Raw genomic sequence first — 18742 nt, forward strand, 5'->3', positions numbered from 1 at the left:
ATAAGAGGCAACACGCATGCCGCAGCGCGACCCTTTAAGGGAACAGATTATCGCCCAGTACGATGCTATGTCGCCGCAGCTTCAGCAGGCTGCCCGCTACGTGCTGGAACACCCGGATGAGGTGGCGCTGGTTTCTATGCGCGAGTTGGCGCGCCATGCGGCGGTGCAGCCTGCGACCATGACGCGGCTTGCAAAATTCCTGGGCAAGCAAGGATACGATGACATCCGCGAGCACTATGTGGCAGCGCTGCGGCGGGGAAGTGATGGCTTTGCCGCTAAAGTTCGCCAACGAAACGAGGGGGCTAGAGCCTCGGCCAACGGCAATATCGCCGCGCATATGCTGCATGGGCTGAGTGCTCAGATTTCCCAGCTCTGTGAGCCTGACTCGCTGCAGCGATTGGAAGCCATCGCTAACACGCTGAAATCGGCGAGAAAAGTGTATGTACTAGGCTTGCGTTCATGTCACTCCGTGGCGTGGCATTTCCATTACGTTATGTCACTGTTGGGGGACCGCTCGGTCCACCTAGATGGGCCGGCGGGCACCGGCGGCGATGCGCTAATTCGCGCCACGCCCGAAGATGCCTTGCTGGTTGTCTCCGTCAAACCTTATGCAGTAGCGACACTGGAACTGACGCAGTTGGCAAAAGACAAGGGGCTGACGATTCTGTCGATCACCGATAGTGAAGTATCGCCACTGGTAGGGATGTCAGAGCAGACGATTTTTTGTCCCACGGAAAGCGACAGTTTTTTCCATACGTTAACGCCCGCCTTAGCCATCTCAGAAGTACTGTGCACCTTATTGGCAGAAGATGATCGACCACAGGCACTCGATGCGTTGCAGCGGGCGGATGAACATTTCTTGAGCCTGAATACCTACGCGAGCGCTATTCCTCGACGGGAGTAACGTCATCGTAAAGCAGTTGTCAGTTACCCCTGCACCCATACCTCCTCGCCCCTAAACGCGACTTTCCAGGTACGCAGCTTGACGTTCTCATCCTCTAAGCATTGGCCATCTTCAAGGCGAAAGTGCTGCTTATAGAGTGGCGAGGCAACCACCGGGCTGCCTTGTACATCACCGATAATGCCGCGGGCAATGACGTTGGCGTTAGAAAACGGATCAAAGTGGTCGAGTGCGTAGAGTTCTTTCTCCTGTCCCTGGGAACGCTGCCCCGGTAAGTAGAAAATGGCCACTTGGGCAGGGCCTTCTGACGTGTTCAACCAAGCAGCGACGCCGGAAAATGCCACTAGGTCAGCTTTAGCGCAGAGCGGCTGCCAGGTGTCGGTGCTCACGGTGTGTTTGATTGCGGTTGCGGTCATCAGTAACCTCATTGGCGTTGTCTGGTTTGCGATTATGTAGTGTTTAAGCAGAGCATTAGTGTTTAAGCGGGACGTAGCTGGCCGCGCTCGGACGTCATAATGATTGACGGGTCGGGGCGCGCGTCGTTGACGAAACTACGGAAGCGTTTGAGTTTGTCTGGGTCGCTAATGGCGTTGGCCCATTCGCACTGGTAGCTATCGACAACATGCTGCATTTGCCGCTCCAGCTCGCTATTAATGGCTAAGCTGTCTTCCAGAATCACCTCTTTGAGGTACTCCAGGCCGCCGTCGAGGTTTTCGCGCCATACGGAGGTGCGCTGCAGTCGGTCGGCGGTGCGTACATAAAACATCAAGAAGCGGTCAATAGTGCGGTAGAGCTGCTCGTCGTCCAGGTCAGTGGCGAACAGTTCAGCGTGGCGAGGGCGCATGCCACCGTTACCGCACACGTAGAGGTTCCAGCCGTTTTCGGTGGCGATAATACCGATATCCTTGCTCTGAGCCTCGGCGCATTCCCGGGTACAGCCTGAAACACCAAACTTAATTTTGTGGGGCGCGCGCAGGCCTTTGTAACGATTTTCCAGTTTGATGGCCATGCCGACGCTGTCCTGCACGCCGTAGCGACACCACGTGCTGCCGACACAGGACTTCACCGTGCGTAGTGATTTGCCATAGGCGTGGCCGGTTTCAAACCCTGCCTCAATGAGCTCGCCCCAGATAGCGGGGAGGTCTTCTAAACGTGCGCCGAACAGATCGATGCGCTGGCCGCCGGTGACTTTGGTGTAAAGCTGGTACTTCTGGGCCACTTGCCCGAGCACGACTAACTTATCGGGAGTGATTTCACCGCCTGCAATGCGCGGCACCACCGAGTAGGTACCGTTTTTCTGCATATTGGCCATAAAGGTGTCATTGGTATCCTGCAGCGGCACGTGAGCAGCATCGGTGATCGGTTCGTTAAAGCAGGAGGCTAGAATGGACGCCACAGCGGGCTTGCAGATATCGCAGCCCAGGCAGTGGGTGTCTTGATTGCCGTGTTTTTCGATCAATTCGCTGAAGGTTTTGATGCCTTCCACGCGCACAATATCGTAAAGCTCCTGGCGGGTATGGGCGAAGTGCTCGCAAATCGATTTATCAACTTCTACGCCGCGGGCTTCTAGCTCGTGGTCGACTACGCTTTTGAGCAATGCGGTGCAACCACCACAGCCTGTGCTGGCTTTGGTCGCCCCTTTGACGTTGGCAAGGTCAGTGGCACCGCCATCAATGGCGGTGCAGATATTACCTTTAGTGACGTTATGGCATGAACAAATCATCGCGGTTTCCGGCAGCGCGTCTGGGCCTAGCGCTGGGGCGGCTCCGCTCTGCTGGGGAAGAATCAACGAGGCTGGCTCTTTGGGCAGCTCAATGCCGTTGGCGTAGTACTGTAAGAGGGTGTCGTACGCGCTGTTATCGCCTACCAACATTGCGCCCAGCAGCTTTCTACCATCGCTGGTTACCACCATCTTGCGATACACCTGGGTGAGTGGGTCGAGATAGCGAAACATGCGCGCACCGGGGTTTTGAGTACCATGGGCATCGCCGATAGAACCTACATCCACACCCAGTAACTTCAGCTTGGTGCTCATGTCGGCACCGCTAAAGTGTGTGTTGCCGCCCGTCAGGGTGGAGAGCGCCGCTTTGGCCATTTGGTAGCCAGGAGCGACTAAACCAAAAATACTCTGGTTCCACAGCGCGACTTCGCCAATGGCGAGAATGGCGGGGTCGCTGGTGCAGCATTGGTCATCAATAACCACGCCGCCGCGCTCGCCAATGTCTAAACCGCATTCGCGTGCCAAGGTATCTTGTGGACGAATGCCTGCTGAAAACACAATCAGGTCGGTTTCCAGCACTTTGTCATCCTGGAACACCATGCGCAGGCGGCTGGTCTCGCCAGGTTCGATACGCTGGGTAGCTCGCTCGGTAAGCACCTGGACGCCCAGAGCTTCAATTTTTTCCTTGAGTAGCTCACCGCCTTCGTTATCTACCTGCATGGGCATCAAGCGTGGAGCAAACTCCACCACGGCAGTATCTAGATTAAGGTCGCGTAGCGCATTGGCGGCTTCCAATCCGAGTAACCCACCCCCAACAACCACACCGTTCGTAGCGTTTTCTGCTGCTGCTTGAATGGCGTCCAGGTCATCCAGCGTGCGATAGACCAGACAGCCTTCGCTGTCGTTGCCGGGAATAGGCGGTACAAACGGGAAGGAGCCGGTGGCCAGAACGAGCTGGTCATACGGGTAACTGCCCTGGGCAGTGATGACGGCTTGCTGTTTGCGATCAATGCGAGTGACCGCCTCACCGCTGCGCAAAGTAATGCCATGGGTGGTGTAGTAATCGGCCTCGCATAGCGCAAGCGACTCTGCGTCGCGCCCGCTAAAGTACTCCGAAAGATGCACGCGATCGTAAGCGCGGTGGCGCTCTTCGCCAAAAATTGTTACTTCGAAACGCTCAAGCGCACCGCTCTCAACTAGCTGCTCGGCCAAGTGGTGGCCGACCATGCCGTTACCAATAATGATCAGTTTTGTTGGGGTTGCCATGGTTATGCCGCCTCTGAGGTCGGTGGATGAGAAGAGGATGGAGAAGCCGATGATGAAGAAGCAGGACTGTTCGCGTTATCAGTGTGCTCGGTTTGCAGTACCTCGGCATCGGAAGGGCCAAACAGTAGTGCTTGGCGGCAAGCCGTAAGGTCAGCACTTGCCAATGCCTGTTCGAAATACCAAGGACCGTGGCGGGTATCGCCGTAGAGCACCGCCCCTTCAAGTTGGCCATCTCGGAGTAGCAGGCGGCGGTAGTCGCCGCTTTCTGGGTCGCGGTAGCGCAATACGTCGTGTTCGTGGCCTGCTTCGGTAGGGCCAAATGCGAAGAGCGCTACGCCGCTGACTTTCAATTTGGTAGCAGTGGTGACTTCTTGATAACCATCGGTTGTTTCTCCACACAGCACGGCTGCCAACACGTCAACCTGACGCCAAATCGGCTCCACTAACCCATAGGTGTGCTGCTCAAATTGGCAGCATTCGCCCAGGGCTGCGATATGCGGGTCAGATGTGGTCAGGTGCGCGTCAACCACAATGGCACGTTCGCAGTGAAGCCCCGCCTGCTGCCCCAGCTCCACATTGGGCGTAATGCCCGCCGCGACAATCACACTATCGGCGGGTAAACGGCGGCCATCGCTCAGCATGACCGCCTTGACGCGTCCGTGGCCGTTATCTTCCAGTGCAGCAAGCGAGGCGTTTGTTTCGATGTGGAGACCACGCTTACTCAGGGTGTTCTCCAGCAGTTGGGCGGCGGTTTCATCCAACTGATGATTCATTAAACGCGTGCTGCGTTGAAGTACGCTAACCGAGAGCTTTTGAGAGAGTTTTTGAAAAGGCTCTTGGGAAGGCTCTTGAGAGAACGACTGCTCGCTGCGCTTACGCAGGCCTTCGGCGGCTTCCAGGCCCAGCAGGCCGCCGCCGATAACAACCGCATTACCGCCACGTTGGGCGATGGCTTCTAGGGCGGTGGCGTCTTGCAAGTCGCGAAAGCTATGGACGCCCGCTAGCTCAATGCCGGGAACGTTGGGTATCGTTGGTCGTGAACCCGTCGCGAGCACTAAGCGATCGTAATCCAGGCAGCGGTCGCTCTCCGTAGTAATACGGCAGTTGTCGCGATCAATCGTTACTACTTTGTCGCCGAGAAGCAGGGTAATGCCCTGTTCGGCGTACCATGCTTGGTCACGGAAAGTAAGCGCGTCAGTGGCAAGCTCACCCGCCAATAAGGGGGAAAGCAGTATTCGGTTATAGGCAGGTACAGGCTCTTCACCAATAACGGTGATACACGTTGGGCGCTGTGGGTGGCGCACCAGCGCTTCAATTAGGCGATGGCTGGCCATGCCGTTGCCAATGATAATTAGGTGGTCGATAGATGCGCACCGGGAAGCGGTTTCCATAGGTGGCTCCTTGCATTCAGCATGTGTGTCGAGCAATAAAAAAACGCCCCTGACACTGCCCTTCGTTAAGAAAGGTGTGTCAGGGGCGTCGTTGCCCGTTAGCGTCGTTAAGTCACGTCGATGAGCACGCTGTGCAACCGCCGTTGGCTGCCGAGTTGTCTCATATGCTTAATACGCAGCAAAAAATTAGCCAGCTACTCCCTTGATATGAATTAATCCTTTCTAATCAGTTGCTTGTTTTTTTGATGTGCCCACAAGCTCTCGCCTGAGTAAATAAGTAAGCGCACACGATTGGTGCGTTTGGCGAGTGCTGCGCACGGTCATAGAACGCTAGTGGGCAGACAGCGGGGGTTGAGCGTGCTATCAAACGGTTTGGTGGTTTTTATAAGATTTTGTTTTTGAATGTTATTTTGTTTTTTGTAGGGAGTTGGGCTTATTGATTGCAGTAATGTTGATAACAAGTAATAACGGCTCATTGCAGTGTATTAGCCAAATAAAACACAACGACAAATCGCAACGAACAACACTAACTGCAGCAAACCACTGATGAGTATGGCACCAAAGTGGGTGCCCCTGTGACAACGGCGTCCAGGCAGGCTTCTTTTAGAGGCTCGCTTGGGCGCTTTTTGCTTTTTAACGTCGGAGGAAAACGCAATGCCAAAGCCTAATCGGCTCGCTGAAGGCGATATCCGCACCACGTGTCCCTATTGCGGCGTTGGCTGCGGAGTGAAAGCGACGATAGACAGTGGCAACGTCATCGCTGTGGAAGGGGATCGTGAACATCCTGCTAACTACGGGCGCTTGTGTGTTAAAGGCACGGCGCTGCATGAAACACTGGGTGTGCACGGCCGCTTGCAACACCCTCGGGTGGATGGAAAAGACGTTTCCTGGGAGCAGGCGTTAGCCGAAACGGCACAGCGTTTACAGGCGCAGCGTAACGCGCATGGCAATCATACGGTTGCCGCGTATCTTTCGGGGCAGCTGTTAACGGAAGATTACTATGTGGCTAATAAGCTGTTTAAGGGCTTTTTGGGCACGCCGCATCTGGATACCAATTCGCGGCTGTGTATGGCGTCAGCGGTGGCGGGCTACAAGCGCGCTTTTGGCGCCGACGCGGTGCCCTGTAACTATGAAGATTTAGAAGAAGCGGAATTGGTAGTGTTGGTCGGCTCTAATCTGGCCTGGAATCATCCGGTGCTTTATCAGCGCCTGAAAGTTGCCAAAGAGCGCAACCCATTGATGCGTGTGGTGGTCATCGACCCAAGGGTGACCGATAGCTGTGAAATTGCCGATCTTTATCTTGGTATTCGGCCGGGCAGTGATGCTTATCTGTTCAACGGGCTGCTGGCGTGGATGTCAGCACATCACCGATTGGACAGCCTCTACCTTGAGCGTCATACCGAAGGGTTTAACGAGGCATTAAGCGCTGCTCAGCAGAGTGCCAGCAGCGTGAATGATGTCGCAATAGCCTGTGACGTCGACCCGGAGCGCTTAGAAACCTTTTACTACTGGTTTGCCAGCCAGCTGCATGTCGTCACGCTCTATTCCCAAGGGGTTAATCAGTCCACCAGCGGCACCGATAAGTGTAATGCCATCATTAATTGTCACTTGGCGGGCGGTAAAATTGGCCTGCCGGGGGCTGGGCCGTTTTCAATCACTGGCCAGCCTAATGCGATGGGCGGGCGAGAAGTGGGTGGGCTTGCCAATCAGTTGGCTGCGCATATGGACTACCACACCCCCGGTGCGCTTGATCTGGTCAGCCGCTTTTGGGCCACTGAACACTTAGCACCCACGCTGCCGGATGCCCCCGGCCATAAAGCTATTGAGCTGTTTGATGCCATTGACCGTGGTGAGATTACGGCGCTGTGGGTAATGGCTACCAACCCGGCCGTTAGCTTGCCGGATGGCGCAAAGATACGCCGCGCGTTGGCATCGTGTCCGCTGGTAATTGTATCGGAATGCGTTGCTAACACTGATCTGCTGCCCTATGCCGATATTGTGCTACCCGCGTCAGGTTGGTCGGAAAAGGATGGGACGGTCACCAATTCTGAACGACGAATCTCCCGCCAGCGCGGCATGCTGACACCGCCTGGTGAAGCTCAACACGACTGGTGGATTATCTGCGAAGTTGCTAAACGCTTGGGGTTTGCTGAAGCGTTTAGCTACTCCCATCCATGGGAAATTTTCGACGAGCACGCACGGCTCTCCGGTTTTGAAAACTGTGGCACGAGCAAGCGGTTGTTTGATATTTCGGGACTGGCAGGCAAAGGGCAGGCCGCTTATGATGCGCTCTTGCCGATTCAGTGGCCGGTTAATCAATCTGCGCCTCGGGGCACGTCAAGGCTGTTTGAAGAGGGTGTGTTTGCCACGGCCAATGGCCGAGCCAAACTATTGCCGATTACGCCACGGTTGCCAGAACAGGCGCTCAGTTCGACCTATCCGCTGCGACTGAATACCGGGCGAGTGCGCGATCAATGGCACACCATGACCCGCACCGCCAGAGCACCGCGGCTGATGAATCATCGGGCAGAGCCGTTTATTGAACTGCACCCTGTGGATGCGGCCAACGCGGGCGTAGCTGACCAAGGGCTTGCGATGCTGACGGCAGTTGAAGGTGAGTACCGTGGGCGAGTACGTATTTCAAACGCCCAGCGGCAAGGGGAAGTGTTTGTGCCCATGCACTGGACCGACTGCTTCACCAAGCAGGGCCGAAGCGGCGCACTGATCACCGGCTATACCGACCCTGTGTCTGGCCAGCCAGAAACCAAACAAGGTGCGGTAGCATTAATGAATTTGCCCATTGATTGGCAAGCAACGCTACTGGTGGCCAACGACCAAACCAGTACGGATACTCCCAGTTGGTGTAAGAACGCTTATTGGTCGCTTATTCCTATGGGTAACTGTGAGCGCTGGCAGCTCGCTGATACGGCACCGGTCAGTGATTGGCTAGCAACGGTGGAGTCGTGGCTCGATGTACCTGCGTCGCTGTGGTGCGAGGATAGTGGTAGCGGCAGACTGCGCGCAGCAGGAATAGTGAATGGCCAGTTATGCTGGTGGCTAATGGTAGGGCCACCGCAAGAATTACCGGGGTTTGCTTGGCTTGAGGCGCGCTTTAACGACGCGACGCTAGACCTTCACCATCGCCAACGGCTACTGGCAGGTTGCGATGACGGTGCGGTAGATGCGGGCCCCGTTGTGTGTAGCTGTCATCAAGTAGGACAAACCACTATCATTAAGGCAATTCGTGGGGGCGATATCAGTGTTGAAGCCCTCGGCGCACGGCTGGCTTGCGGCACTCAGTGCGGCAGCTGTATTCCAGAATTAAAATCATTACTTGAAGAGGAGCGTCCAAATGCGTGCGCTAAGCAAACAACTCACCCAGAAATGGCTTGAGGCCTTTATGCGCCTCAGCCAGCGGGTGTTAGCGCCCTTTGGCCGCGAATCAGCCACGCGCTTAAGCCTTCCGCTTAGCGGCGAATGCCGTTCTGGGACAGTATATTTAGTCGGTGCAGGTAGTGGGGATATGGAACTGCTCACCTTGAAAGCAGCACGTCTGTTAATGCAGGCCGATGCGGTAGTGTATGACCGCTTAGTGGGTGACGATGTGCTGGGGCTGATACCGTCAGGCACTGAACGCTATTACGTGGGGAAAGCAAGCGGGCATCATAGCGTGCCTCAAGATGAGATAGGCGCGCTAATCGTCTCGCTTGCCCAGGCGGGTAAGTCGGTTGTGCGTTTGAAAGGTGGCGACCCAGGCGTGTTTGGGCGCATGGGTGAAGAGCTGGGAGCATTAGCAAATGCCTCAATATCCGCCGAAATAGTGCCAGGCATTACCGCTGCCTCGGCAGCCGCTGCGGGGATGGGTATTCCGCTAACTGATCGTGGGCATGCCCAGCAGCTGCGCTTTATTACGGCGCAACTGTGCCGGGAGGGCGGCACGCCGGACTGGACCAACCTTGCCCGTCAGGATGAAACCCTGGTGTTCTATATGGGGCTTTCCAAAGTAGACGCTATCTGCCACGGCCTGCGCCAAGCGGGTCTGCCGGATACGTGGCCCATTATGTTGGTGGCCAATGCTAGCCAGCCCGAACAGCAATCATTGGTGGGCACGTTAGCGGACATGCCCGCGCGACTCGCTGCTCAACCGTTACCCTCGCCATGCCTGATTATGGTGGGCAGCGTGGTGAGCATGGTGGCAGAAAGCCCTGCCGCGAGCACGTTAGCCACTTATGGTGATCAAACGTCATCGTAAGGCATTGGGAACTTGATCAATCTCATTTGGTCCTAGAAGCGGCTAAACAAATAGGAATGGCGGCAACAGTAGGGGCAGGACAAACTACTGCGCTGCCAGACAAGCGTTTGTTAATGTCTGTTTTTTCAAAGACTGTTTTTTTCAAAGACTGAGGAGTACACCGTGAAAAAAGGCAAGATACGCGATAACGCACTGAAAGCGCAGCTGCGAACGCCCATGTTCAAAATGCAGCAGCAAACACCGAAAAAAGGCAAAGGCAGCTACTCCCGCAAAGGTAAAGCCTCAGCGCGAGGGCATCGCCAAGCCGCTTAATCAGGCGTTTTGGCGATGCCTTCCCCAGGCATCTAATTGCTCGGCCTTTTTACCGAGCAACTCTCATCAGCTTGGCCGACCTATTGGGTCGGCTTTTTTAGTAGGTATTGATGAGGGGGAGGTTGATGACGTTTCCATTCGATAGCCTGACTGGTAAACGCTGCGCAGCCGAAGCCCATGGCGGCCATCCAATTCCAGCTTGCGGCGTAGTCGACTGACATGAGTATCCACCGTGCGCGTAGAGATACTACCTTTAATCCCCCACACTAGTTCCAAAAGATGGGCGCGTGTTAGCAGCTCGCCGACTTTAGAAAAAAATAGGGTTGCTAATCTGTATTCCCGCTCAGTCAGCGCCACATAGCTCCCCGCGATACTGATGCTATGTTCTTCCTTATTAATAGAAAATATATCTGGGCAAGTAATCGCTGGCCTTGGAGTCTCGTAACCTGAGCGACGGCCAAGTGCGCTAACGCGGGCAATTAATTCTCTTGGACGTAACGGCTTGGCTAAGAAGTCATCGGCGCCTTGTTCAAGTGCTTGTACGACGTCATCTTCGTTTTGGCTTGCAGTAATAAAAAGGATTGGGCCTCGCCAGCCATCATTTTGACGGAGATGGCCTACGACATCCATTCCGCAGCCATCAGGCAGACGCCAATCAACAATAAGAAAATCGAAACGTTTCTCTTGGGTAGCTCGGCGCAATTCGCTTGCGCGACTAAACAGAGACACTTGATGTTCGTCAGAAATAAGGCACTGTTCAATAAAAGCTTGCTGATCAAGGTCGTCCTCAAGCACACCGATATGCATAGCGCGTTACCTACCATTTCATCGTGTGATAAATCTCACACCGTTAAGTGTAATTATTCATACCTTAAGTCTAGTTTAGAGGATGGTGATGACACAAAGGTTTACAGTTAACGCTTAAGTGGCAGAGCTATACTATTTCCACAGTTGAGGAGGGTGGAGATGATCAGTCAGTTGAATAAAAAACGACGTTGGGGTTTGGCTTATGTTTGCTTGAGTTTAGCATCAACAGCCCATGCACTTGACGTACCTACAGGCCCTGTGGTGCTGGAAGTCGGCGGTAACATTGCGATGACCAATGTTGGTGATGAAGCGCATTTTGATAAATCGATGCTCGAAGCACTGGATCAACACACAACAGTGACGAGCACTCCATGGCACAGCGGTGTAGTGAGTTTTGAAGGTCCGCTAGGGCGTGCCATCCTTGAAGCCGTTGACGCTAATGGTGAACAGCTGAGAGTCGTTGCGTTAAATGACTATGCGTCAACAATACCGATTAGCGATTTTTACGACTATAACGTTATTTTTGCCATGAGTGCAGACGGTAAGGCGCTGCGTGTACGAGATCATGGTCCACTGTTTGTCATCTATCCATTTGATGAAACCCCCTCGTTACTGAGTGAGGAGATCCTAACTCGCTCTGTATGGCAGGTGAAAAGAGTCGTTGTGGAGTGAAAATGGTAGAGTAAACGAGAATATTACGAGACCAGGGTTGCCGGATAGCTCTTATGCTGAAGTTTTTTAAACACTATTTTTCACGCCGTGTTAGGGTCGCTACGTTTTCAGCGATCCTTTTTTTTCTTTCAGCAATTATTACTGGCGGGGTTATTTTTCAGCGTCAGCATGCCATAGAGAATAGATTGTTAGAAAATTTAGTGTGGGCAGGCTATCAGTTTGATAGGGAGGTTCGAGAGTTTCATTTGGCGCTAGTTGATAGACAGGTTGGCAATATTTCTGTTGAAGACTTACTGCTTCGATTTGAAATTTTGTATAGCCGTAAAATGTTATTTCAACAAGGTGAAATTAGTGTTGCAGTTTCAAAAATAGAGGGAGTTGGTAGTTTAGTCGAGAAAACTAGCTTTATGATTAATGAAATGGACAATCTGATAGCGCCGGAGTGGGATTCTCCTGAAAGTATTAGTGCTACCGTTATTGCAGAGTTGCTTACTAAAACATTGATGTTACAGGGCTTAACAAACAACATTTTGTTGGAAACGAATGCTAACGTGGCAGGGATGAGAACCCTTGAGCGTGAAAAAATGATGCAACTTTATGGCCTCGCGTTGGTGCTGCTATTGTTGCTCATGTTCTCGGGAGGGATGCTGGTACGTGCATTGATTCGGGAGGGGAGAACTAGTTTACGCAAAGCTCAGGCTTTAGAAGTTAAAAGTCGTGAACTTAAAGAGACAGCGAAGCAAGCTGAAATAGCCAGTCAAGCAAAATCGGAATTTATGGCAGTAATGAGCCATGAAATACGTACGCCATTAAATGGCGTGGTAGGTATGACGGACTTATTAAGTGATGAGGTTGAGGGAGAGAAAGCAGAGACATATTTATCAGCATTAAAACGTAGTGCAGAAAGTTTACGCGCTGTTATTAACGATATTCTTGATTATACCAAGATTGAAAGTGGCTATTTAGATCTCGATGCTCGTGCATTTGATGTGAAAGCGTGTATTGAAGAGCTGTGTGTAGGTTATCAGCTGCAGGATAATCATAAGAGTGTGACCTTCAGCTATTCAATTGATCCTGCGTTACCTCAGCTTGTGGTTGGGGACGTCGCTAGGTTACGCCAAGTAATGATGAATTTGATCAATAATGCACTCAAGTTTACTGAAGAAGGGTTTGTTAAATGCCATGTTGCCCCTAGGGGGGAAGATCGATTATTTGTCGAGATACATGATACTGGCTGTGGGATTGCTGCTGCCGATCATGAACGATTATTTTCTGCCTTTTCTCAGGTGGACACATCTATCGCTCGACGGCATGAAGGCACTGGTTTAGGGCTGGCGATTTGCAAGCGATTAGTGGAAGCGATGCAAGGTGAGATTGGTGTGATCAGCGAAGTAGGTCTGGGGAGTCGATTCTGGTTTGTGGTTACTATGCCCAGGGCCGAGAACGTGGAGGTCTATCAGCCTAGCGAGCCTCGATTGGCATTAGTCGAAGATCATCATATTCTTATTGTCGAAGATAATCCGATTAATCAAATGGTTGCCAAAGTCATGCTTGAGCAGCTAGGGCAGCGGAGTACAGTAGTGGAAAATGGTTACGCAGCCCTAGAATATTTAAAAGCACATGCCGCACAGTTAGATTTAGTCTTGATGGATATGCAAATGCCCATCTTAGATGGTGTCGAAACCACAAATCGTTGGCGTGAGTTTGAAACTGAACAGAATTTGCCGCGACTGCCAATCATTGCCATGACAGCCAATGTAATGGCTGAGCACCGTGACCGCTGCATTGAAAGCGGCATGGATAGTATGATTACCAAACCCTTTACACGATCAGAGCTGTATCAGGCGATCAGCCGTTACATCATCACAGAGGCAGCGTCTCCAGCGTTAATGTTAAGCGATCAAGAAGATGAGAGCGGTTTGAAGGAAGGAGATATTTTAGATCAGTGTATTTGTAATGAACTTAAGGAAGCTTTTGAACCAGCTCAATTAAATACGTTGCTAACAGTCTTTTTTACTCGTTTTGAGGAGCGGTTGGAAAAACTTACTAGGCACTATCAGTACGAGCAAAGAGAGGCACTACGTGAAGAAGCCCACTCCTTAAAGGGGGCCGCTGCTTCGTTGGGCTGCCTTGCCATAGGGGAAAAGGCGGGGCAATTAGAAGAAATAGCTCTAAATGCAGAGTCTTTGGAACTGACTAGATGTATAGATGAATTGGTCTCGTTACGCGAAAAATCTCAGCAAGCTTTAATCGCAGCTGGCTTGTTAACTCTTTCCTTCTAGCCTTTTCTAATGAACTCTTTCTTTCGGTTCCTTCCGCAGTGTCGGTTGTTCGAGGGCCTCTTTCATCCAGCGGTTAAATGCCTGTGCAGTTAAAGGGCGGGAAATATAATAACCTTGGCCAGCAGGGCAACCCGCCTCCACTAGCAGTGTTTGCTGAGATTCATTCTCAATCCCTTCAGCGACCACTGTCATGCCAAGTCGTTTTCCAAGGTCGACAACCGACAGTGTGATTGCCAGCGCGCGGCTGTCTTGATCAATATGTGATACAAAGCATCGATCGATTTTTAATTCGTTAAATGGGAGCCGATGAAGTTGAATAAGTGATGAGTAACCGGTTCCAAAATCATCCAAGGCGAGCTTGCATCCGCGTTGGCGCAATGCCTCCAAAATGTGGCGTGCATAGCCCAGGCACTCAACGCCGACAGACTCAGTAAGCTCCAGCGTGAGATAAGGAAGTGCACTTTTTCGATGTTGAGTGAGCTTGTCAAATTTCTCCAGCATGTGCTCTGATTGAAGGAAAGCGGCAGGTACATTGATGGCTACCTGCAGGTTCCAGCCTAATGCTTGCCACTTTTCCTGCTGTTCAAAAGCGAGTTCGAGAATGCACCAAGTCAGCGGCCCCATTAGCCCACTTTTTTCTGCTAATGGAATAAAAGTATCTGGATAGAGCATGCCTCGCTTTGGATCCTCCCAGCGGACTAGTGCTTCTACTCCAGTAACCTGGCCGTTCTGTAAGTCTTTCTTCGGTTGAAATGCTAAGCAGAGTTGTTTCGCGCTGATAGCAGTCGCTAACTCGTCGCAAGTAGGTGCTTTAGGTGTCGCCTTTAACTGTTCAAGAAACGGAGTGAGATGAGTAAGAAGCTGGGATTTTGGAAGAAAGCCCAGCATTCTGAGGCCTCTGGCCTTACCAGCGGCAATGGCATAAGCCGCGGTTTCTTCTGAGCAACTGCTGAGCAAAAGAATGGCGGCGTTCAAACGTAAATCGTAGAGGTAATCAAGAATATCAAGCCCGGTAAATTCGCCCAGACCAAAATCAAGTACGATCAACTCGGCCTCTAATAATGCTGGCTGTCGAGCCAGTTCCCCTAAACTGCCAGCTGTTACCACGTTGTATCCATGCTTGCAGAGCAGCATTTTACCCAGCAATTGCACATCACTATCGTCATCAATGACTAACGCGCTAGATGGCATATATCTTCCTTTGATTACTCACGCCACAGGCGGCTGTTTTTAACAGCGGCTTGGCGCGATAGCAGTGAGTGTGAACGTAGTAAGTCAAAAACTAGCACCCTTAGTGTTAGGGGAAACTAAGGGCGCATTTTAATTAAGGGTACTCTAAAACGTTAGAAGGCCTCCCACTCGGGCTGGCTTGTTGAACGTATTGGCCGTTGTGGCGCGGCTACTTTGGCAGGCTGCTGATAATGACTACTTTGATTAAAGGACATTTGGTAATGCGTTGTGTGCACGACAGAGGAGTCACTAAGCTTAAATGAACCTACCAGCGCACTGAGCTTATCCGCTTGTTCACGCAGCTCCGCGGCAGCCGCACTAGACTCCTCGACCATGGAGGCATTGTGCTGTGTCATGCTATCCAATTCGCTCACTGCATCATTGACTTGACCAATACCAACACTTTGCTCTTTAGCGCCAGCGCTAATGTCGGCGATAACATCGGCAACCCGCTCAATACTGGTAACCATTTCTTTGATGGTCGCTCCCGTTTGCTTAACTTGCGCAACACCAGACTGTGTCCGCTGAACAGACATGCTCACCAACTCTGCAATACTTTTTGAGGCATCGCTAGCACGGCTGGCGAGTGTTCGAACCTCTTGGGCAACGACCGCAAATCCACGGCCGTGTTCGCCAGCACGCGCGGCTTCAACGGAGGCATTTAACGCTAATATATTGGTTTGGAATGCGATACCTTCAATCATGGTAACGATGTCGCTAATTTGGCTGGAAGAGTCACTGATAGCATCCATCGTACGTTCTACTTTATGCATAGAATTAAGGCTTTGTTGCGCTGTGTCTCGTGTCGAAAGGGCTATCTGGTTAGCCTGCTGGGCAGATTCAGATGCATTGGTCACGACTGCCGCAATCTGCTCCATCGATGCAGATGTCTGCTGCAAGTTGGCAGCTGCTTGCTCCGTGCGCGACGCAAGTTCCTGGCTACTTTTCGCGATTTCAGTAGAGGCATGCTGCACACTGGTAGTGCTATGATTAACTGACTGTAAAGTGTCATCAATGCGTTTTATAAAGGCATTGAACTGATGAGCTAAATCACCAATTTCATCACGACGACGGCTTTCAATACGTGCGGTAAGATCGCCGTCGCCGTCAGTAATTTCTTTAATTCTGTGCGTGATGTGTTTAATTGCCCGGGACATCATCATTGGGCCAAATAGTGCTAGCAATACGGCAAATACAAACACAACGATAGAAAAAATAACCGTACTTGTTTGCTGAAATTTAATTCTCTGAGTGACTGCTAACTCTGCACTAATAATGGCGGCTTCAATACTTTGGTCAGACCAGTCATATATTTCTCTTAGTCGTTCAAAATGCTGTAAAGATGTGCCAGAGAGCGTGCTTAATGCTCTAGAGGTTTCACCCGAACGGTGCAAGTCAAAAACACGCTGACTTTCCTGGCGCCAATTTGAATATAAATTTTCAAAATTATTAAAATGGTTAATCAATTCAGGGTAGTTTTGCATGCTTTGGGCGTACCTTTGCATACGGTCATACGCTTGCTGAGCATTCTCCTCATAGCTTGCAATGAGCACTTCCGCTTGATCAGAATTAGGATCTGTCAATATATACTCCATTGCTGCAACTCTGGCCTGATATAAGTCACGATCACCATTCAGCGTTGCTGATAGCGCAGGAATATAATTGTCTGTAAACGTATTTAAACGGTTTTTGACCATGTTAACCAGTAAAGCGTCTGCAATGACAACAGCGAGAAGCGCTAATGCAACACTGATAAAAGCGAGGGTGTATTTAAAGCTAATTCGATGGATATGACTCATGCTGGCCACTCCTAGGGTAGGAAATTATGAGTGGACAATAGCTGTAAAGACCTCATTCAGTCGATAAGCGATGTGAGTGTGTCACCTTTTTTAACGTTTCAAACTAGTTCTATGGCTAACTATTTTTAAATCCTAAAATAGCAACTGTTATTCTTCTTATTGCTACTGATAGCCTTCTGCCTGCAAATGAAATAACGAAGCATACCTTCCGTTGACTGCTAGCAGTTCTTCATGGGGTCCGCGCTCAATAATTCTCCCCTGGTCAATCACAATGATCTGGTCGGGGCTGCGCACCGTCGAAAAACGGTGAAAACTGCACCAGGAGAAATGCTTAGCCTCGTACAGTGAACTTCTGCCGCCTAAGGAGTGAAGAGCAATTCCTGGCAGAGAAAAAAGTGTGCGCTATGATGTTAAAACACCTATCAAAAATAATTCTAACAATTCCTTCTGCATACCGCTCACTCTGATTCTTTGGATGGGATTGCGATGATCTTTTGCATTAGGGGAGGAGGTATGTGATGTCTAATGTAGATATTAGCCGCCGTACTTTACTTGCGCTTGGAATGGTCAGCGTTGTTACCCCTGCTTTAGGGCGATCTCTACCAGTAATATTGCGCCAGAATGAAGAGGGCCCCTTCGATACTGTGCTCATCGGTGGTCGTGTGATTGACCCGGAGACAGGCCTTGATGCGATTAGAAATGTTGGGATAAAGGGTGAACGTATTGCCGCAATCTCTGAGACACCTCTTAAAGGCGACAAGACGCTAGATGCATCGGGGTTGATCGTTGCGCCTGGTTTCATTGATCTTCATGCGCACGGCCAGCAATTACCTGCTGCCTGGATGCAGGCTTTTGATGGTGTAACCACAGCACTTGAGCTGGAGTCTGGGTTGCTACCTATTGCCCAATTCTATGATAAAACCGCTGCCGAAGGGCGCCCGATCAACTATGGTGCCTCTGTCGCTTGGACTTACGCGCGTATTGCGGAGAAAGAAGGGATAGAACCTGACGGTACGCTCCAATGGTTTCAACAGGCTTTTTCCTTGGATAACTGGCAAAACACGCTTGCCACTCCCGACGAGCTTGAGCGCATTATTAGTCGAGTCGAAAGTGGGCTGCAGCAGGGAGGCATTGGCATCGGAATAAATGCTGGCTACGCTCCTGGTTACGGGCGTAAAGAGTATTACGCTTTGGCACAACTTGCTGCTCAGTACGAAGTACCTACCTTTACACATGTTCGCTCAATCAGTGTTGTGGAGCCTCTCAGCGCCTTTGAGGCGCTTCAAGAACTCGTTGCGCTGGCTGCAGCGACAGGTGCTCATATGCATGTCTGCCACCTTAACAGTAGTGCCGGGCGCGATATTGAAATGTGCGCAGAGCTGCTTAAAGGCGCACAGGAGCGCGGTCTTCCAATCAGTATTGAAGCCTACCCATACGGTGCAGGTTCATCAGCAGTGGGCGCGGAAATTTACCGAGGGAATTGGCTGGAGCGCTGGGGAGCGCCTGATCCGACGAGTTTGGAGTTGGATGGTGTTCCACTTACGCAAGCTAAAATAGATGAACTTCAAGCGAGTGAACCTGGAGCTGTTGTCGTCATGCATTTCTTGCGGCCAGATGATAGCGAAGAGGATCAGCGATTGCTCGATTTATCTGTCCTTTATCCAGGTTCAGCTATCGCATCGGATGCTATGCCTTGGGCTGTACGTGGTTCAGCCCTAACGGAAGACGTTTGGCCGCTCCCAGAAGGGGCTTTTGCCCATCCGCGCTCATCAGGATGCTACGCGCGCTTTATCAGTCAATGGGTTCGTGATCGTCAGGTAATTTCTCTGTCTGAGGCACTTGCGAAGACAAGCTTAATTCCAGCGCAGATACTTGAAGCCTCAACACCGCAGATGCGCACTAAAGGTCGCCTCCAGGTTGGTGCTGATGCAGATATCGTTATTTTTGACCTTGCTGAACTGCAGGATCAAGCAACTTTCTTGGAGCCAGCGCGTCCATCTACTGGTGTTATGCATCTGATTGTTAATGGTACACCTGTAATCCTCTCAGGAGTACGGCAGGAAAATGAGCGACCTGGGCAGGCTATACGACGCCCTATAGGATAAGCAGA

13 protein-coding genes are annotated in these 18742 nt (G+C 51.5%); 7 read left to right on the plus strand and 6 right to left on the minus strand.

What is annotated here, in order from left to right; genetic code table 11:
* The first annotated feature begins 16 nt into the window (after positions 1-16).
* On the plus strand, positions 17-904 hold the full coding sequence (locus B6A39_RS03995; RefSeq protein WP_083001601.1) for a MurR/RpiR family transcriptional regulator: 888 nt from the start codon (positions 17-19) through the stop codon (positions 902-904).
* A 23-nt stretch (positions 905-927) separates the two neighbouring features.
* Here B6A39_RS03995 and nirD read toward each other — a convergent pair whose 3' ends face one another.
* From nirD to B6A39_RS04010, 3 genes are all read right to left on the minus strand, one after another.
* Positions 928-1317, minus strand: a complete 390-nt coding sequence (nirD, locus tag B6A39_RS04000) for a nitrite reductase small subunit NirD (RefSeq protein WP_083001603.1) — start codon at positions 1315-1317, stop codon at positions 928-930.
* A gap of 62 nt (positions 1318-1379) precedes the next feature.
* Positions 1380-3887, minus strand: coding sequence for a nitrite reductase large subunit NirB (nirB, locus tag B6A39_RS04005; RefSeq protein ID WP_083001605.1), 2508 nt, complete (start codon positions 3885-3887; stop codon positions 1380-1382).
* 2 nt (positions 3888-3889) lie between these two features.
* Complete coding sequence (locus tag B6A39_RS04010; RefSeq protein WP_083001607.1) at positions 3890-5278, minus strand: NAD(P)/FAD-dependent oxidoreductase; 1389 nt, start codon at positions 5276-5278, stop codon at positions 3890-3892.
* Positions 5279-5932: 654 nt separating this feature from the next.
* On the opposite strand from B6A39_RS04010, the gene B6A39_RS04015 reads away from it, so the two are divergent.
* The 3 genes from B6A39_RS04015 (at position 5933) to arfA (ending at position 9842) form a co-directional block, all read left to right on the plus strand.
* On the plus strand, positions 5933-8671 hold the full coding sequence (locus B6A39_RS04015; RefSeq protein WP_083001609.1) for a nitrate reductase: 2739 nt from the start codon (positions 5933-5935) through the stop codon (positions 8669-8671).
* Positions 8631-9530, plus strand: coding sequence for a uroporphyrinogen-III C-methyltransferase (gene cobA, locus B6A39_RS04020; RefSeq protein ID WP_083001611.1), 900 nt, complete (start codon positions 8631-8633; stop codon positions 9528-9530). The genes B6A39_RS04015 and cobA overlap by 41 nt, the downstream gene beginning before the upstream one ends.
* Before the next feature lie 162 nt (positions 9531-9692).
* Positions 9693-9842 (plus strand): alternative ribosome rescue factor ArfA, encoded by a 150-nt coding sequence (gene arfA / locus B6A39_RS04025; RefSeq protein ID WP_083001613.1) that lies wholly within the window; start codon positions 9693-9695, stop codon positions 9840-9842.
* Between the two features lie 66 nt (positions 9843-9908).
* Here the strand turns inward: arfA and B6A39_RS04030 are convergent, their stop codons facing one another.
* Complete coding sequence (locus B6A39_RS04030; RefSeq protein ID WP_083001615.1) at positions 9909-10649, minus strand: response regulator transcription factor; 741 nt, start codon at positions 10647-10649, stop codon at positions 9909-9911.
* A 159-nt stretch (positions 10650-10808) separates the two neighbouring features.
* On the opposite strand from B6A39_RS04030, the gene B6A39_RS04035 reads away from it, so the two are divergent.
* Together B6A39_RS04035 and B6A39_RS04040 are read left to right on the plus strand one after the other, a co-directional pair.
* Entirely contained in the window at positions 10809-11321 is a 513-nt protein-coding gene (locus B6A39_RS04035; protein ID WP_083001618.1) for a hypothetical protein, read from the plus strand.
* A gap of 53 nt (positions 11322-11374) precedes the next feature.
* Entirely contained in the window at positions 11375-13603 is a 2229-nt protein-coding gene (locus tag B6A39_RS04040; RefSeq protein WP_083001619.1) for an ATP-binding protein, read from the plus strand.
* A gap of 6 nt (positions 13604-13609) precedes the next feature.
* Here the strand turns inward: B6A39_RS04040 and B6A39_RS04045 are convergent, their stop codons facing one another.
* Together B6A39_RS04045 and B6A39_RS04050 are read right to left on the minus strand one after the other, a co-directional pair.
* Complete coding sequence (locus B6A39_RS04045) at positions 13610-14794, minus strand: EAL domain-containing protein (protein WP_083001620.1); 1185 nt, start codon at positions 14792-14794, stop codon at positions 13610-13612.
* 152 nt (positions 14795-14946) lie between these two features.
* Positions 14947-16632 carry a methyl-accepting chemotaxis protein gene (locus B6A39_RS04050; RefSeq protein ID WP_083001621.1) on the minus strand — a complete coding sequence of 562 codons (1686 nt, stop codon included), beginning with the start codon at positions 16630-16632 and terminating at the stop codon, positions 14947-14949.
* A 518-nt stretch (positions 16633-17150) separates the two neighbouring features.
* On the opposite strand from B6A39_RS04050, the gene B6A39_RS04055 reads away from it, so the two are divergent.
* Positions 17151-18737 carry an amidohydrolase family protein gene (locus tag B6A39_RS04055; RefSeq protein ID WP_083001623.1) on the plus strand — a complete coding sequence of 529 codons (1587 nt, stop codon included), beginning with the start codon at positions 17151-17153 and terminating at the stop codon, positions 18735-18737.
* The last annotated feature ends 5 nt before the right edge of the window (positions 18738-18742 follow it).

It is taken from the genome of Halomonas sp. GT, assembly GCF_002082565.1.
Taxonomy (GTDB): Bacteria; Pseudomonadota; Gammaproteobacteria; order Pseudomonadales; family Halomonadaceae; genus Vreelandella.

Coding starts and splice junctions, on each gene's coding strand:
- B6A39_RS03995 (WP_083001601.1), top strand. CDS start 17: ATGCCGCAGCGCGACCCTTTAAGGGAACAGATTATCGCCCAGTACGAT.
- B6A39_RS04030 (WP_083001615.1), bottom strand. CDS start 10,649: ATGCATATCGGTGTGCTTGAGGACGACCTTGATCAGCAAGCTTTTATT.
- B6A39_RS04045 (WP_083001620.1), bottom strand. CDS start 14,794: ATGCCATCTAGCGCGTTAGTCATTGATGACGATAGTGATGTGCAATTG.
- nirB (WP_083001605.1), bottom strand. CDS start 3,887: ATGGCAACCCCAACAAAACTGATCATTATTGGTAACGGCATGGTCGGC.
- cobA (WP_083001611.1), top strand. CDS start 8,631: ATGCGTGCGCTAAGCAAACAACTCACCCAGAAATGGCTTGAGGCCTTT.
- B6A39_RS04035 (WP_083001618.1), top strand. CDS start 10,809: ATGATCAGTCAGTTGAATAAAAAACGACGTTGGGGTTTGGCTTATGTT.
- B6A39_RS04050 (WP_083001621.1), bottom strand. CDS start 16,632: ATGAGTCATATCCATCGAATTAGCTTTAAATACACCCTCGCTTTTATC.
- B6A39_RS04010 (WP_083001607.1), bottom strand. CDS start 5,278: ATGGAAACCGCTTCCCGGTGCGCATCTATCGACCACCTAATTATCATT.
- B6A39_RS04015 (WP_083001609.1), top strand. CDS start 5,933: ATGCCAAAGCCTAATCGGCTCGCTGAAGGCGATATCCGCACCACGTGT.
- B6A39_RS04055 (WP_083001623.1), top strand. CDS start 17,151: ATGTCTAATGTAGATATTAGCCGCCGTACTTTACTTGCGCTTGGAATG.
- nirD (WP_083001603.1), bottom strand. CDS start 1,317: ATGACCGCAACCGCAATCAAACACACCGTGAGCACCGACACCTGGCAG.
- B6A39_RS04040 (WP_083001619.1), top strand. CDS start 11,375: ATGCTGAAGTTTTTTAAACACTATTTTTCACGCCGTGTTAGGGTCGCT.